The sequence below is a fragment of the Staphylococcus sp. AntiMn-1 genome (genome assembly GCF_001663395.1).
Classification (GTDB): domain Bacteria; phylum Bacillota; class Bacilli; order Staphylococcales; family Staphylococcaceae; genus Staphylococcus; species Staphylococcus equorum.
Genome location: NZ_CP012968.1, coordinates 325,238 through 342,259, shown reverse-complemented (window position 1 = coordinate 342,259; position 17,022 = coordinate 325,238). Strand labels below are relative to the sequence as shown.

Annotated in this window: 14 protein-coding genes and 1 other RNA gene; 2 read left to right on the top strand and 13 right to left on the bottom strand. The window is 32.9% G+C overall.

Features of this window, described 5'->3' with window-relative positions:
* Positions 1-9 precede the first annotated feature (9 nt).
* Positions 10-1,641, bottom strand: coding sequence for a Sal family ABC-F type ribosomal protection protein (sal, locus tag AOB58_RS01740; protein ID WP_071561812.1), 1,632 nt, complete (start codon positions 1,639-1,641; stop codon positions 10-12).
* 301 nt (positions 1,642-1,942) lie between these two features.
* Here sal and AOB58_RS01735 point away from each other — a divergent pair, with 301 nt between their 5' ends.
* Complete coding sequence (locus tag AOB58_RS01735; RefSeq protein WP_021339125.1) at positions 1,943-2,941, top strand: LLM class flavin-dependent oxidoreductase; 999 nt, start codon at positions 1,943-1,945, stop codon at positions 2,939-2,941.
* 79 nt (positions 2,942-3,020) lie between these two features.
* Here AOB58_RS01735 and AOB58_RS01730 read toward each other — a convergent pair whose 3' ends face one another.
* The 3 genes from AOB58_RS01730 to cymR form a co-directional block, all read right to left on the bottom strand.
* Positions 3,021-3,200, bottom strand: coding sequence for a hypothetical protein (locus tag AOB58_RS01730; RefSeq protein ID WP_021339124.1), 180 nt, complete (start codon positions 3,198-3,200; stop codon positions 3,021-3,023).
* A gap of 24 nt (positions 3,201-3,224) precedes the next feature.
* The gene (locus AOB58_RS01725; protein WP_064782870.1) at positions 3,225-3,407 is read right to left on the bottom strand and encodes a CsbD family protein; all 183 of its coding nucleotides are present in this window, start codon (positions 3,405-3,407) and stop codon (positions 3,225-3,227) included.
* Positions 3,408-3,543: 136 nt separating this feature from the next.
* Positions 3,544-3,963, bottom strand: a complete 420-nt coding sequence (gene cymR / locus AOB58_RS01720) for a cysteine metabolism transcriptional regulator CymR (protein ID WP_002507427.1) — start codon at positions 3,961-3,963, stop codon at positions 3,544-3,546.
* An 86-nt stretch (positions 3,964-4,049) separates the two neighbouring features.
* Here cymR and AOB58_RS01715 point away from each other — a divergent pair, with 86 nt between their 5' ends.
* On the top strand, positions 4,050-5,327 hold the full coding sequence (locus AOB58_RS01715; protein WP_064782869.1) for a replication-associated recombination protein A: 1,278 nt from the start codon (positions 4,050-4,052) through the stop codon (positions 5,325-5,327).
* An 85-nt stretch (positions 5,328-5,412) separates the two neighbouring features.
* On the opposite strand, the gene AOB58_RS01710 is transcribed toward AOB58_RS01715, so the two are convergent.
* The 9 genes from AOB58_RS01710 to recJ all read right to left on the bottom strand — a co-directional run bounded on the left by AOB58_RS01710 (position 5,413) and on the right by recJ (position 16,725).
* Positions 5,413-6,183 (bottom strand): tRNA threonylcarbamoyladenosine dehydratase, encoded by a 771-nt coding sequence (locus AOB58_RS01710; RefSeq protein WP_064782868.1) that lies wholly within the window; start codon positions 6,181-6,183, stop codon positions 5,413-5,415.
* Between the two features lie 165 nt (positions 6,184-6,348).
* Positions 6,349-6,538: non-coding RNA, 6S RNA (gene ssrS, locus AOB58_RS01705), on the bottom strand.
* A 63-nt stretch (positions 6,539-6,601) separates the two neighbouring features.
* On the bottom strand, positions 6,602-8,368 hold the full coding sequence (aspS, locus tag AOB58_RS01700; RefSeq protein ID WP_064782867.1) for an aspartate--tRNA ligase: 1,767 nt from the start codon (positions 8,366-8,368) through the stop codon (positions 6,602-6,604).
* A gap of 11 nt (positions 8,369-8,379) precedes the next feature.
* Complete coding sequence (gene hisS, locus AOB58_RS01695; RefSeq protein ID WP_064782866.1) at positions 8,380-9,642, bottom strand: histidine--tRNA ligase; 1,263 nt, start codon at positions 9,640-9,642, stop codon at positions 8,380-8,382.
* A 331-nt stretch (positions 9,643-9,973) separates the two neighbouring features.
* Positions 9,974-10,846 (bottom strand): N-acetylmuramoyl-L-alanine amidase family protein, encoded by an 873-nt coding sequence (locus AOB58_RS01690; protein ID WP_064782865.1) that lies wholly within the window; start codon positions 10,844-10,846, stop codon positions 9,974-9,976.
* Positions 10,843-11,295, bottom strand: a complete 453-nt coding sequence (gene dtd, locus AOB58_RS01685; protein WP_064782864.1) for a D-aminoacyl-tRNA deacylase — start codon at positions 11,293-11,295, stop codon at positions 10,843-10,845. Before dtd ends, AOB58_RS01690 begins: the two co-directional genes overlap by 4 nt.
* Before the next feature lie 13 nt (positions 11,296-11,308).
* Positions 11,309-13,498 (bottom strand): RelA/SpoT family protein, encoded by a 2,190-nt coding sequence (locus AOB58_RS01680; protein WP_002507420.1) that lies wholly within the window; start codon positions 13,496-13,498, stop codon positions 11,309-11,311.
* Between the two features lie 416 nt (positions 13,499-13,914).
* Positions 13,915-14,433, bottom strand: a complete 519-nt coding sequence (locus AOB58_RS01675) for an adenine phosphoribosyltransferase (protein ID WP_021339119.1) — start codon at positions 14,431-14,433, stop codon at positions 13,915-13,917.
* 12 nt (positions 14,434-14,445) lie between these two features.
* Entirely contained in the window at positions 14,446-16,725 is a 2,280-nt protein-coding gene (gene recJ / locus AOB58_RS01670; protein WP_064782863.1) for a single-stranded-DNA-specific exonuclease RecJ, read from the bottom strand.
* Positions 16,726-17,022 lie beyond the last annotated feature (297 nt).

Below are 17,022 nucleotides of genomic sequence, written 5' to 3'. Positions count from 1 at the left end.
TCAAATTTTCTAGTTCTCTGTTTCAAAATGTCCACTTTCATCAATTGTTTTGTAATCATCTAATAATTTCAAAGTATCAACGGTATTTGTCTTACGATATTGATTGAGCGTCAAATTATGAAGTTGCTTATTGGATACTTCCCAATGCGTCGCTGTGAATCGTGATTGTAAGTACTGGTCATGTGTGACAATGAGCACTTGACCACTAAAACTATGAATCATGTCCATAATCAAGTCTTGTGTTGTGATATCAAAATAGTTTGTTGGTTCGTCTAATATCAATAAATTAGGATTTGAGAAAAATAATAATACAAACTGCAACCTACTTTTCTCTCCCATTGACAAATAAGCAACGGGTTCAATAATTTTATCTTGGTCGAAACCAAATGCAGCTAAAATCGTTTGGGCCTGGCTACGTGTCATACCTTCTAAAGCTAACAAAGTATTTAAAGGTGTCTCACGATACGTTAAATTATTATTTTGTTGATCGAAATAACCTATTTTAAGTGAAGGTGTAATATGGATAAAGCCTTGATCAGGTTTTATTTTTTGTCTAATCAAGTTGATTAATAGTGATTTTCCACTGCCATTAGGTCCAGTAAGTAAAATGTTTTCATTATTCTTAATTTCGAAATTCGCTTGATTATAAATACAAAGATCATTTATTGAAATACTGAAATCTTCTAACCTCAATAAATAACGTTTACGCTTTTTTTCATGATGTTCGAAACGAAACTTTCTATTATCTTTTTCGGGTTCTTCGATATTTTTTTCGTTTAATTTTTGATTTAATTGTGATTCTTTTACTTTTGATTTTTGTGCTAATTTACTCAATCGTTTTTGCATAGAGGGATCGCGAACACTCGTTGTTTGCTTAGAAGCAGCATGCCATTCTTTAACTCTTTTAATGGTGTCTTCAAGCTTCTTAACTTCTTTCTGCTGTTTTTCATAAGCATTCACTTGTGTTTGAAACTCTAAATCTATAATTTCTTTATACTGGTTATAATTACCCGTAAATTTCCTTGTCTGTGTTCGATTTATCTCTATGATATGACTAGCAGTTGCATTGATAAAGCCACGGTGATGAGATACATAGATTATTGTACATTTTGATTTATTCATGTGAGTTATCAAATCATTAAGCATAGTTTGATCAAGATGATTAGTTGGTTCATCTAATAAAATCAAATCTTTCTCTGAAATAATCGAACGTAATAATGCGACGCGTGTTTGTTGGCCTCCACTTAAAAGACCCATTTGTTTGTCTAAATCAGTTTCGGTTAAATTAAATAAATTCGCTTGTGTAATAATTTTTTGTTCTACTTCATAACCATTATATGCTATATAATCAGCTATTTTTTCATAATTATAAGTTATTTCTTTTTTTAATTTTAATATTTCTGGAAATAAAGATAAAACAAATTCCATTCCAGTTTCATTATAATAATCTGTCATATCTTGCTTCATAAGATATGCATTATCTCTATACTTTAAGTATAATTCACTCAGTAAGGTTGTTTTACCAACACCATTATCACCCACGAGCGCTATGTGTTCTCCTATTTCAACACTTATATTCACGTGATTTATCAACGTTTTACCATATTTTTCAAATGGTTTTTGAACATAATAAAAAGACATATCAATTTCCCCACTTCCGAGGATATGACATGCCATAAATATATACTGCAATCATTATATGCGGTTGCTTAATAATAGTTCATATTATTTACGACATGGACATATCCTATAACTTTCTCATTTAAATGTAGTTTTGTTAATTTATTTTCTTGATATTTATCCAATGTCTTCATCGCCTTAATTAAGCCACCTAACGTTTTTAATTTCCATCATTATAACAGTGAGCAGTTTCTTACGCAAGTTTTATAACGACTGTTATACTTCAATATAATAACAATCAATGAGGAGGACAACGATAAACATGTACAATTTAAAATTATCAGCGCTTAATCTTGTACCTATTCGAGAAGGAGAAGATGATCAAGCTGCGATTAAAGATATGGTTAAATTAGCTCAAAATTTGGAGACGTTAGATTATGAACGCTATTGGATTGCAGAACATCACAATGCACCAAATTTAGTAAGTTCTGCTACTGCTTTGTTAATCCAACATACATTAGAGCACACATCTAAAATCCGAGTAGGCTCAGGTGGTATCATGTTACCAAATCATGCACCATTAGTAGTTGCCGAACAGTTTGGTACGATGGAAACAATATTTCCAGAGCGTGTAGATTTAGGTTTAGGACGTGCTCCTGGCACTGATATGATGACTGCTAGTGCCTTACGTAGAGATCAACATAATGGTGTTTATGAATTTCCGGAAGAAGTTGAACAACTTGCCAAATATTTTGGTCCTGGTAATCAGCAAGCATATGTGCGAGCTTATCCCGCTGTAGATAAACATGTACCACTTTATATCCTAGGTTCATCTACTGATTCTGCCCATTTAGCAGCACGAAAAGGACTTCCTTATGTTTTTGCTGGTCATTTTGCACCACAACAAATGAAAGATGCAATCGAAATATATAAAGATTTATTTGAACCTTCCAATGAACTTAGCAAACCTTATGTCATCGTTTGTTTAAATGCCATTGTTGCTGATACTGATGAACAAGCTGAATACTTATCAACAACTCAAGCACAAGTTATGGTCAGTATAACAAGAGGCAGAATGCAACCACTTCAACCACCTACTGATGATTTAAAAGGTATCTTAACACCTACTGAATTTGAAATTGCCCAACAACGTATGAGTTCATCACTTATCGGCTCTGAAGAAACTGTAAAAAATAAAATTAAAACATTTATAGATGAACATGGTGATATTGATGAATTAATGGCTATCAGCTATATTTATGATCAAGAAGCCCAACTTGATTCTTATCATAAACTAAAAAACGTGGTAGATACGCTATAAAATTCAAGTAAATAAAATGATAAAATCCCAATCTACAAGTTTGTAGATTGGGATTTTATCATTTTAATTTTAGCAAAGATTATTTTTCGTCTTTGTTATCTTCACCTTTGTTATCTTCTTCTTTGTTATCGTCACTGCCACCAGTGAATTTATCAATTTGTTCTGAAGCTTGTTGTGCTTTTTCATTGTCAGACCCTTTTAATTTTTCAGATACAGTTTTTGCAGTTTCTTTTGCTTTGTCTAAGAAATTTTCAGCCATAGTAATTACTCCTTTTAAATTAAATTATTTTTTGAATTTATCAATAGCGTCATTCGCTTTATCTTTTGCATTTTCTACTAATTCTTTAGCTTTACCAGAAGTTTTATCTTCCTTGCCTTCATTTTCTAAATCTTTATTGTCAGTTACATTACCGACTGTTTCTTTCACATTACCTTTTGCTTGTTCGAATTTATTTTCATCTGCCATGTAAATAACCTCCTTAGCAATGTATACAAATTAAATACCACTAATCATTCTGTCTAAACATGAAAAAGAAAATAAATCCAGTATTTTCATTAAAAGAAATCATTCTGAACTATAAAATTATAAATTATATTACATTTTAAATATAAAACATATAACCATCTAAGTCATCAGTTTCTTTAAAATCGGCTAGATATTGTAAAGTTGTATTATCAAGTACTTCTCTAACAGCATCTCTCATTCTAATCCAAAGTTCTTTTTGCGCAGGTGGCTCTGATTCAATACTTTCTACAAACGTAATTGGACCTTCTAATAAACGTATAATATCACCAGCTGTAATTTCTTCCGCTGGTACTCTTAATTGGTAACCGCCTTTTGCACCACGAACACTTCGAATTAATCCAGCATTCCGTAAAGGACCGACTAATTGCTCTAGATATAGATCACTTAAATTATTTTCTTCTGCTATAGATTTTAATGATACGCACCCTTGTCCTTGTTTTTTAGCTAGGGAAATCATTAATGTTAACCCATATCTTCCTTTTGTTGAAATTTTCATTATATTACCTCACTTAATTCGAATACTATATATTAACATTCTATCATTTTTTACGTTAATATAGAATTAGAAAGGTGTGACAGATTGTGACGAACGAACCACTTGCATCTAGAATGCGTCCGAATAACATAGATGAAATTATTTCTCAAAAACATTTAGTAGGTCCAAAAGGAATTATTAGAAGAATGGTTGAAACAAAAAGATTATCTTCAATGATATTTTTTGGTCCTCCTGGTATAGGTAAAACAAGTATTGCAAAAGCGATATCTGGCAGTACACAATTCAAGTTTCGACAGCTCAATGCTGTAACGAATACAAAAAAAGATATGCAGTTAATTGTGGAAGAAGCTAAAATGTCTGGACAAGTAATTCTATTATTAGATGAAATACATCGTTTAGATAAAGCCAAACAAGATTTTTTATTACCGCACTTAGAAAATGGGAAAATTGTATTAATTGGCGCGACAACATCTAATCCTTACCATGCAATTAATCCTGCTATACGTTCAAGAGCCCAAATTTTCGAATTATATCCATTAGATGACAATGATGTCAGAGTCTCATTAGAGAGAGCAATTAATGATGCTGAACGTGGGCTCGCTACTTACAATCCAATTGTTGATGATGAAGCAATGACTTACTTTACCACACAAAGTCAAGGCGATGTTAGAAGTGCACTCAATGCTTTAGAATTGGCTGTATTAAGTTCTAAAGTGACTGATGGCAATAGGCATATCACACTAGAAGATGCAAAAGATTGTTTGCAAAAAGGTGCTTTTGTAAGTGATAAAGATGGAGACATGCACTACGATGTAATGAGTGCATTTCAAAAATCAATTAGAGGTAGCGATGTTAATGCTGCATTACATTACCTTGCACGTTTAATCGAAGGTGGAGATTTACCAACAATCGTTCGACGTTTATTAGTAATTAGTTTTGAAGATGTCGGTTTGGCGTCACCAGCAGCTGGTCAACGTACATTAGCAGCAATAGAGTCAGCTGAGCGTTTAGGTTTCCCCGAGGCTAGAATTCCTTTGAGCCAAGCTGTAATAGAACTTTGTTTATCACCAAAATCTAACTCAGGTATTTCAGCTATTGATGCTGCACTATCAGATATACGTAAGGGACATGTTGGTCAGATTCCTGACCACTTAAAAGATGGTCATTATGCAGGTGCTAAAGAATTAGGTCGGGCAATCGGTTATAAATATCCGCATAGTTATGAGAGCGGATTCGTTTCACAACAATATTTACCCGATAAACTTAAAAATAGAATTTATTATGAGCCCAAAACAACCTCTAAAAGTGAACAGCAATTTAAGTCTGTTTACGACAATATTAGTCATTCACAAAAAAAGAAATAAAATATAAATCAGTATAATCCATAAAAGGTAGCTCCCAAAAACAGGAAGCTACCTTTTTAAATAGTTATTAATGAATGAACATTTTTTATTTTTTGTGTTTAATACGCGTAACGGGAATGTCTTTTAGAATATCATTAATTACAAAACCTGCACTGATTAATCCAACTACACTAGGCACAAAAGCATTTGAAGATGGTGGCATTTGCCCTTTTCTTGTTGGTGCATTAGCATCACCCACTGTATCTTTAACATCTTCTCTAATTACAATTGGACTTTCATCTGAATATACAACAGGTATCCCTTTATGAATACCTAATTTTTTTAATTTACGTCTTATAATTTTAGCCATCGGATCTGTATGCGTTTTAGAAATATCTGCAACTTCAAAACGTGTTGGATCAATTTTATTGGCAGCACCCATGCTTGAAATCACGGAAATACCTCTATCTAAACACTCTTTCATTAAGTGTACTTTATAAATGATTGTGTCACTTGCATCTACAAAATAATCGATATCATACTCACTGAACAACGCTTCATAAGTTTCTTCTGTATAAAACATATGTAATGAAGTCACTTTACAATCAGGGTTAATTAATTTAATACGTTCCTCCATCAAAGTCACTTTACTCTGACCGATTGTAGTCGTAAGCGCATGCAATTGACGATTGACGTTAGTGATATCAACATCATCTTTATCAATAAGAATGATATGACCAATATTCGTTCGTGCCAAAGCTTCAGCGGCAAATGAACCAACCCCACCTACACCAAGCACAACAACTGTCTTTTCTTTTAATAATTCCAAGCCTTCTTGACCATAGGCTAATTCATTTCTAGAAAATTGATGTCTCATCTAAATACTCCTTATTATTATTAATATGCTATAACAAAACTATTATAACATTATCATATATTTATATTTACAAAATGCATTATTTATCTTACATTATTTGAAATCGTAGCATACACATTTTAAATTTCAGCAAAAAAAATACGCAAGACCGAAGTCTTGCGTACGATAGAGTCCGTTAGTGCCGTAGTTATAAAGTGCTTGATCATTCGGCCTGCTTATAACAGGTGGGTGCCCTGTTTCTTGTTTTGCAAGTCCTCCTTTGAGGCGTGTGCGCTGCAAGAAAACCCATTGGGCTCCCGGATCAAAGAGTGTTAGGCCCAAATATGAAGCAAACTTACGAACACTTCAGATGACTATCTTATGTGAACATCATAACACATAATTTCAAATTAGCAAGAATTAAAACTTTTTGCGCTAATTAATGACGAATACGTAATGAAAGTTCTTCTAATTGATTTTCTGATACTTCACTTGGTGCATCTGTTAATAGACATGTTGCAGATGCAGTTTTAGGAAAGGCAATTGTATCACGTAAGTTTGTGCGATTCGTTAATAACATAACTAAACGGTCTAATCCTAATGCTATGCCGCCATGTGGTGGTGCACCATATTTAAAGGCATCTAGTAAGAAACCAAATTGTTCTTTTGCTTGTTCGTCTGTGAAACCTAAAACTTCGAACATTTTAGCTTGTAAATCAGCATCATGAATTCTGATAGAGCCCCCGCCTAATTCATAACCATTCAAAACAATATCATATGCATTAGCTTGAACATTCTCAGGCTCAGTGCTTAATTTTTCAATATCTTCTTGTTTCGGTGAAGTGAATGGATGATGTGCTGCAGTATAGCGTTTAACATCTTCATCATATTCAAGTAAAGGCCAATCTGTAACCCATAAGAAATTCAATTTCGTTTCATCAATCATGTTTAATTCTTTCGCAAGTTTAAGACGTAAAGCGCCTAAACTTTGTGCAACAACACTTGGTTTATCTGCTACGAATAATACTAAGTCACCTGCTTGTGCTCCAGTTAGCGATTGTAACTTTTCAACATGATCATTTTCAAAGAATTTGGCGATTGGCCCATTTAAGCCATCATCTACAACTTTTACCCAAGCTAAGCCTTTAGCACCATAGATGTTTACAAATTCAGTTAAAACATCTATATCTTTTCTTGTATATTTGTCAGAAGCGCCTTCAGCTACAATTGCCTTAACTTGACCATCTTTATTGATGGCATCTTTGAATACTTTAAAGTCCATGACTTCACCAAGTTCTGAAACATCGATTAACTCCATGCCAAAACGTGTATCTGGTTTATCTGAACCATAACGACTCATAGCTTCGTTATATGTCATTCTTGGGAATGGACGCGGTACTTCAACGTCTTTCACATCTTTAACAACATTTTGCAACATTTCTTCGCCCATATCCATCACATCTTCTTGATCCACGAAGCTCATCTCAATATCTACTTGAGTGAATTCTGGTTGACGATCAGCACGTAAATCTTCATCACGGAAACACTTAACAATTTGGTAGTATTTATCAAAACCACTAATCATTAATAATTGTTTGAATATTTGTGGTGACTGAGGTAAAGCATAAAATTCACCGCCATGTACACGTGATGGTACTAAATAGTCACGGGCACCCTCTGGCGTAGATTTATTTAATACAGGTGTTTCTATATCATAAAAACCTTCTTGATCTAAGTATTGTCTAATAGAACGTGTTGTTTGGTGTCTCATTTTAAATGTTTGTGCTAACTCTTGACGTCGTAAATCAAGATATCTATATTTTAATCTGATATTTTCATCTACATTTTGATTTTCTTCATTTAAAGCAAATGGAGGTGTCTCAGATTTATTGATAATTTGAATATCTGAAACTTGTACTTCAACTTGACCAGTTTCAATTTTTGGGTTTACTGTTTGAGGATCACGTTGCTTAACTATTCCTTTAACTTCTACCACATACTCTGATCTAACAGTTTCTGCAATTTGTAATGCTTCTGCTGAAAAATCTGGGTTAAATACGATTTGGACATAACCTTCACGGTCACGTAAATCAACAAAAATTAAGCCACCTAAATCTCTACGGTTGTGTACCCAACCTTTTAATGTTACTTCTTGGTCTAATAACGACTCAGTTACTAAACCACAGTATGTTGTGCGTTTACTCATGATATCTCTCCTTAATTTTTGAAATAATTAACCATTTCATCTAATTTAATAGTTTCAGTTTCGCCTGATTCCATATTTTTTACATTAATTTTATTTTCTTCTAGCTCTTGCTCGCCAACGACTATTGTATATCTCGCATTTAATCTATCTGCTTGCTTCATTTGGCCTTTAACTTTACGTTGTAAATAATCTTTATCTGCCTTCACACCATTTTTACGTAAATCATTTAATAGTTTAACAGCATAACGGTCCGCTTTATCGCCCATTGTTACAATAAATAAATCAAATTCATGATTGGCATTAAGTTCAATTTGTTCTTCCTCTAGTGCAAGCAACAATCTTTCAATACTTAACGCAAATCCTATACCAGTTTGACTTGGTCCATCTAATAATTCCAATAAGCCATTATATCGTCCGCCACCACATAATGTAGTAATCGCACCATCATAATTAGGGTTATCCATCATTAACTCGAAAGCAGTATGTGTATAGTAATCTAATCCTCTAACTAAGTTTGGATCTTCTACATACGGAATACCTAAATCATCTAAATGTTGTTTTACTTCTGAATAATAAGCTTTTGATGATTCATTTAAAAATTCTGTAATAATTGGAGCTGTTTTTATTTCTTCTTTATCTTTATCGATTTTACAATCTAAAATCCTCATCGGATTTGTGTGTAAACGTGATTGACAATCACTACAAAATTGATCGATTACAGGTTCAAAATGATTCACAAGTGCATCATTATATTCTTTACGAGAATTTATATCACCAATACTATTAATAACGAGTTTTAAGTGTTTCAATCCAAATGACTGATAGATATGCATTGCCATTGCTAATACTTCTGCATCAACACCTGGATTTTCAGCGCCAATAGCTTCTACACCAAACTGAGTGAATTGGCGATATCTACCTTTTTGTTTTCGTTCATAACGAAACATTGGTCCGTTATAGTATAGTTTAATAGGTTGGTTCGCAATACCTTGCATTTTATTTTCTATATATGAACGCACAACTGCTGCTGTGCCCTCTGGACGTAATGTGATATTTCGGTCACCTTTATCTTTAAAGGTATACATTTCTTTTTGAACAACATCCGTTGAACCACCTACACCACGTGCAAATAATTCAGTACTTTCAAAAATTGGTGTACGAATTTCTTCGTAATTATACAATTCCATGAGTTGATCTAACTTTGCTTCAATATAACGCCATTTCTTTGTTTCCTCTGGTAAAATATCTTGAGTCCCTCTAGGTATATTTATCATAGAACCTCTCCTTTTAAGCAATAAAAAAAAACCTTGCATGACTAATAGTCATACAAGGGACGAATTTCCGTGTTGCCACCCTAATTGGTTATAAATATTTAAATTTATAACCCACTTCATACGAATAACGTTCGTTACACGGCTTTATTTTTAAAGCACCTCTTCTTGTGTTAAATTTCTAAATTACTAAGCATAATTTTTCAGCCAGGAATTATGTCTCTTCGCATTGTTTAAATGTTACCATTTCGTTTAGAATTTTCAAGAATCATAGCGGTTTTAATATAGAATTCATATTTAATAATAACGAGTTTATGACTAATATGCAACCCTTTTATTCTGAGAAGTATGCACGTAGTCCATCAACTACTGCTTTTTCTACAATTTGTCGATGTAATTGATCTCTAATCATATCTTCATCTGTAGGATTACTAATATAACCTAACTCTAATAATACTGCTGGTACATCTGTTTGTCTCAATACTTGGAAGTTTTCTTGTCGTGCGCCTTTATTTGTTAATAAAGCTTTCTTTTGTAAACTTGCACTCAACGTCTCTGCTAATGCTTTTTGATTTTTCTTAAACCAATAAACGGTACTACCGTTTGCTTTAGCTGATTTTAATGAATCATTATGTATACTAATATAAGCATCACCTTTAATATTTCTATCGCTAAGACTGACATATTCATCTGAACTACGTGTCATATTCACTGTTGCACCTTCTTTTTCTAAAAGTGCTTTGAGTTCTTTAGCGGTTTTTAAAGTGTATACTTTCTCTTTACTATGTTTGTTTGTATTACTTGATGCCCCCTGATCACGTCCACCGTGACCAGGGTCAAGTACAATTATTTTATCTTTCAAAGGTTTAGCATTCTTGTTAGTGTCTGCTTGAATATTTAAATTCGTATGCCAACCAGCCACCCAGCCTTTTTCATTGTTACCGGATTCTACTTCAATCCACTTACCAGATTCGCCAATTTTATGGAAGTTTTGTCCCTTTTTGATTGAATTAATTTCTGGATAAACAGCGTTAGGTCCAGTTCTTAATTCTGCATCTTCAGTAATATAAATCGTACTACTGTTTTCATCATTATGATTTAAGAAAGCAATAATCATAATAATGAAAATGACAAATGCTACTGCGACAATAAATGTGGGGATATTTCTAAGATTATGTTTTTCTAACCAAGTATCGAGTTTTTTCATACTATTTTGCCATCCTGACTTTCATAAATCACTGTTACAGGTCCATCATTAGCAATATTCACTAACATATCCGTACCAAATTCGCCTGTTAACACGTTTATTCCATAAGAACGTAATGCATCGTTAAACATTTCGTAATATTCATTTGCCTGTTCGGGAGGCATAGAATAAGAGAATCCTGGTCTGTTCCCTTTTCTAACATCTGCATACAATGTGAATTGCGATATAGATAAAATTTCACCTTCAACTTGTTGAATATTTAAGTTAAGCTTTCCATCATTATCTTCAAATAACCGTGCATTCACAATTTTTTTTGCTAATGCCAAAATATCAGCCTCGGTAGATGTTTTACCAACACCAACAAATAAGCAATATCCTTTTTTTATTTTATTTTCAATATTTTCATTAGAAACCGAAGCTTCTTTTACTCTTTGTACGATTATTTTCATGTATGTTGCACCTCTAATTCCAAACTCTTGTGACAGTATATACATCGCCGAGTTGTTTAATCTTGTCTACAACTTGGTAAACTTCGTTAACATTTTTTACCATAACACTAATATTAATTACAGCATTTTTATCGATATCTGACTTACCAGATACTTTCACTAAATTACTTTTAGTTGAATTTACAGCTTGTAACACTTCATTTAGAAGCCCATTTCTATCGTAAGCAGAAACTTCTAAATCTACCTGATAACGTTGAGTAGCGTCTTTAGAACGTACCCATTCTACATGAATCAAGCGGTCTTTTTCACTTTTAATATTAGGGCAATCTGTTCTATGTACTTTAATGCCATGCCCTTTAGTGATATAACCAACAATATCATCACCTGGGATTGGATTACAACATTTTGATAATTTGATTAAGACATTTTCAATACCTTCAACATATACGCCACTATCCGTTGTAATGTCTTCTTTAATAGGTACTGATTTAGAAATTTCTTGTGCTGAATTCAATGCTTTTTGTTTATCTTGAATACGCTGTTTTTCAGTCAATTTATTCACTATTTGTAAAGCTGTTACGCCACCAAAACCAACTGCAGCAAATAAGTCATCATCGTTAGCAAAATTATATTTATTATTTACTACGTCAATGTTTTCTTCATTTAATACTGTGTCTACTCTGAAACCTTGATCTTTTATTTCCGCTTCAATCATAAATTTACCCTTTTCAATGTTTGAAGAGCGATCTTGTTTTTTAAAGAAACTGCGAATTTTACTTTTCGCACTTGATGATTTTACAATTTTCAACCAATCTCTACTTGGACCGTAAGAATGTTTGCTTGTTCTAATTTCAACAATATCTCCAGTCTGCAATACATAGTCTATAGGTTCAATCTTACCATTTACTTTTGAACCTATCATTTTATTACCTACTTCACTATGAACTGCATATGCAAAATCAATAGGAACTGCACCGTAAGGCAATTCTACAACGTCACTTTCTGGTGTAAATGCATATACTTTGTCACTTTGTAAATCAAATTTAAGTGTTTCCATAAATTCTTCAGCATCCGAAGTAGTATTGTCTGTTTCTGCAAACTCTTTAATCCAATTTAATTTTTTATTAAAGTTTTGTGCTTTCTCAGTTACTTTTTTGCCTTCTTTATATGCCCAGTGTGCTGCTACACCATGTTCAGCGATTTCATGCATTTCAGAAGTTCTGATTTGTATTTCAAGCGGATCGCCGTTTGGACCAACAACAGTTGTATGCAGTGACTGATACATATTTTGTTTTGGCATCGCAATGTAATCCTTAAATCTACCAGGCATCGGTTTCCAAAGTGTGTGTACTAAGCCCAGTACAGCGTAACAATCATTGATAGAATTTACGATAATTCTAACAGCTAATAAATCGAAAATTTGATCAAACTGTTTCTTTTGTTTAACCATTTTTCTATATATACTATATATGTGTTTAGGTCGTCCATTGATTTCTCCAACAATATTCATACTAGACATATCTGCTTGTATACGATTTATAGCATTTTGAATGTAATCTTCTCTTTCACTACGTTTTTTCTTCATTAAATTAACAATTCTGAAATATTGAACGCTATCTATGTATCTAAGCGCTGTATCTTCCAATTCCCATTTAATGGTATTGATACCTAATCTATGAGCCAAAGGTGCATAAATTTCGAGTGTCTCTTTAGAAATTCTAATTTGTTTTTCTCTTGGCATCGGTTTTATTGTTCTCATATTATGTAAACGATCTGCCAATTTAACTAAAATCACACGTACATCTTTAGCAATTGCGATAAATAGTTTTCGATGATTCTCCGCTTGTTGTTCTTCTTTCGAACGATATTTCACTTTTTTTAATTTTGTTACACCTTCTACAATAACTGCAATTTCTTCATTGAACATACCTTGAACATCATCAAATGTATAAGGTGTATCCTCGATTACGTCATGTAAAAATCCCGCAACAATTGTTGGCCCATCTAAATGCATTTCAGTTAATATGCCAGCAACTTGAATTGGATGCATTATGTATGGTAAACCATTTTTTCGAAATTGACCTTCATGTGCCTCATAAGCAATATGATAACTTTTTAACACATATTCATAATCTTCTTTTGACAAATATGATTTGGCTTTGGATAGTACTTCATCAGCACTATATGGATATTCATTGTTCACTTAAGACACCCCTATACTAAATATTAATCGTTATTAGATACCCAGTATTATATTTCGTTAGCTTTATCTAATTTTATTTAATTACGATTGTAACGTATTTTCATTTTATTAGGTCAAATTTTGTATAATAGTTATATGATACTACATGTTATTAAATAAATAAATGAGTTCATGTGCGTATTGGGAAAATAAAGTTTATTTTTGAATATTATATAGTGTGTTCAAGTATATGTCATTTATATGAAAGACTCAAATGTTTTAAAATTTCAAAAAAAATGAAATAGCTTAAGACAAAAGGTCTTAGGTAACTCACCGACGATTCGCTCTAATGTAATAAATTATATATATTTTAAATAAAAAAGAAGCTAGAACATAAGTACATGTCTGAGCTTCTTTCGTTATCTTACTATTATATTTTATTCGTCGTATGAGATTAAACTCATTACGTCGTAATCTTCTATTTTTTCAATACCGTTAAGATATTTAAGTTCAATGATAAATGCAATCCCTACAACGATGCCACCTAATTGTTCAACAAGTTTAATTGCCGCTTCAATCGTTCCACCCGTAGCTAATAAGTCATCGGTAATTAGCACACGTTGACCTGGTTTAAGCGCATCTTTATGCATTGTTAGCACATTTGTCCCATATTCTAAATCGTATTCGTAGCGAATTACTTCTCTTGGTAATTTGCCTTCTTTTCTAACTGGCGCAAAACCAATACCCATTGAATAAGCTACTGGGCAACCTATGATAAAGCCACGCGCTTCTGGTCCAACTATCACATCTACATCACGGTCTTTAGCATAATGGACAATTTGATCTGTAGCATAACCAAATGCTTCACCGTTATCCATAATTGTTGTAATATCTTTAAAGTTAACTCCAGGCTTTGGCCAATCTTCTACTTCCGACACATACTGTTTTAAATCCATTCAAACTTCCTCCTATTTATCTACCAGTTCAGACTTAATCCATTGCTTTAAATTAGTAAAATCTTCATAAAGCAACATTTTTTCAACTTCAATTCTTTCCAAACGACCTTGATAATACTTACTCGATTCAATTGCTTTCTTAGTGGAGTCGCTATTTATCTTAATTATACCATTTTCATCTTTGATAAACTCTAAATCAAGGAAAACTTTCAAGATGAATTTAAGCATACTAGACTGTATATTTAAGTATTGGCAAAGTTGCATACCATCTTTAGCTAAATTAGTTTCTCTTTTCGTAGCTAACGCTTTAAAGCATTGTTTGAATGTTTCCATTTTGGGCATGCCTTCGAAATAAATCGAACGTTCATGATTTAAAACAAGGTAAATTTGGGAAACCTCCACAGTTTTCAAAGTATCTTTAATTTCTTGTATCGAAGCAGGCAAATCACGGAACACATATTTATCATAATTTTGCTGAATTTCATCACCATAAAAGTAATAATTCTCGCCTAGTTTTTCGCTTTTTTTATGAATAAGATAAGCTACATCCGTTGAATTTTGCTCAAAGCCACTCACTTTACTTTTACTTCGATAATCAAGAATTTGTAAGTTATTACTTGATAAGTCTTGTATCATGAATTGAGGAGATTGAAAACCATTCCATTCATTAATCTGCAACGTACCGATACAATTAATCGGTTGTTGTTCTCCTAATTCTTTAACAAGGTGCCCGTTTTGCCAAAAGATAGCCTGTAATTGACTTTCACCCATTACGAGTTTGAGATGTTTCTGTTCTTGGCCAATTCCTTTTGCTTGATTGACATTAACATCTTGTAATTCAAAGCATGGACTTGAAAAGTCTGTACCAAAAGGACGTAGTCTTTGAATATCTTGAATATTTTTTATTGTTATATCAGCTTCTAAAATTTTAACATCTACTTTTTTACGTGGTTCAAGTGATGTTGTTTCAGCAAGTTGAGTCATCCAATCATTTAATCCTTGTCTCAGTGTTTCAATGTGTTCTATAGGCATCGTTACACCTGCAGCCATATGATGACCACCAAATTTCGAAATTAAATCACCATGTGCATTCAAAACTTCGAACATTGAGACTTGAGCTATGCTACGAGCTGAGCCTTTTGCATGGCCTTGCGCCTCATCGACATTTAATATAAGCGTTGGTAAACTATACGTTTCTACAACTTTAGAAGCCACTATGCCTAAAACACCTTCATGCCAATTAGGTTCAGCTAATAATAAAAATTTAGCGCCTTGTTGTACTTGTGCTTCAGCAACTTGTAATGCTTCTTCAGAAATTTGTGCAACGATATCTTTACGCTCTTGATTAAAGAATTCAACTTGTTCAGCTAAAAAATCAGCTTCTTCATCTGTTTCAGCCATTAATAATTCTGCAGCAAGCGAAGCATCTTCAAGTCTACCTACTGCGTTTAAACGAGGGCCGATGATAAAACCGATTGTTTCTTCATTAATTTCATCACTGTAACCAGCTTGTTTTAAAATCGCCCTTATAGATGGTGGACAATGATCATTAAGAACTTCTAATCCTTGTTGAACTAAAGTTCGATTTTCATCCGTTAAAGATACTAAATCAGCTATTGTTCCTATAGCAACTAAGCCAAGGAAATATGCAGGTGGCTCATCCAATAAATTCTGTGCTAATTTATAAGCTACGCCTGCACCACATAAATATTTGAATGGATAATCAAATTCCGGATGCATCGGATGTACAATTGCATAAGCATTAGGCATTGTTCTACCAATTTCGTGATGGTCTGTCACAATTACATCGACACCTAAATCTTGCACCATTTGTATTTCTTCATGGCCTTGTATGCCATTATCTACAGTAATAATGAGTGAAATCTCTTCTTCATAAGCATTTTTGAACGCCATTTCATTTGGACCATAACCTTCAGAGAAACGATTCGGTATATACCAACCTACATGTGCGCCCAACTCTTTTAACGTGTTTACGAGTATAGTTGTAGACGTTACACCATCTGCATCATAATCACCATACACTAAAATCTTTTGATTTTGATCTATCGCCAAATTAATACGTTCGACAGCTTTAGTCATATCGCTCATTAATAATGGATCATGTGTGACTTGAGTGCCTTTTAACAAAGCCTCAATTGATGGTTTATCAGTTAATCCTTTACTTTCTAAGATTTTCTTTACAATAGGAGTTAGCTTTAATTCTGATGAAACTTCCTCTGTAATCTCAGTTTCTGGTGCGTTAACATCCCAAGTATACTTGGATTTAATCATACTATTCTCCCTCATTTCCACAAGCAATTATACAAAAGATATTCGAAAATAAAAAGTACTTACATTTAAATAAGACTTTCTATTATATTTATACAGCGAATACCATGTTTTTTAAAAAATTCACAAATACATCTTAACATGAAATGCACTATACTTTAGCTTAATAACCATCATTCGTATTTAAAATTACTATATTCGTTAATACCTTTTTAAACACATAAAAAAAACAGCCCGAATTTTTAATTCGAGCTGTTTCACTTTCTTTAACATATTTTAGCTAAAGTTTTCACTAGATTC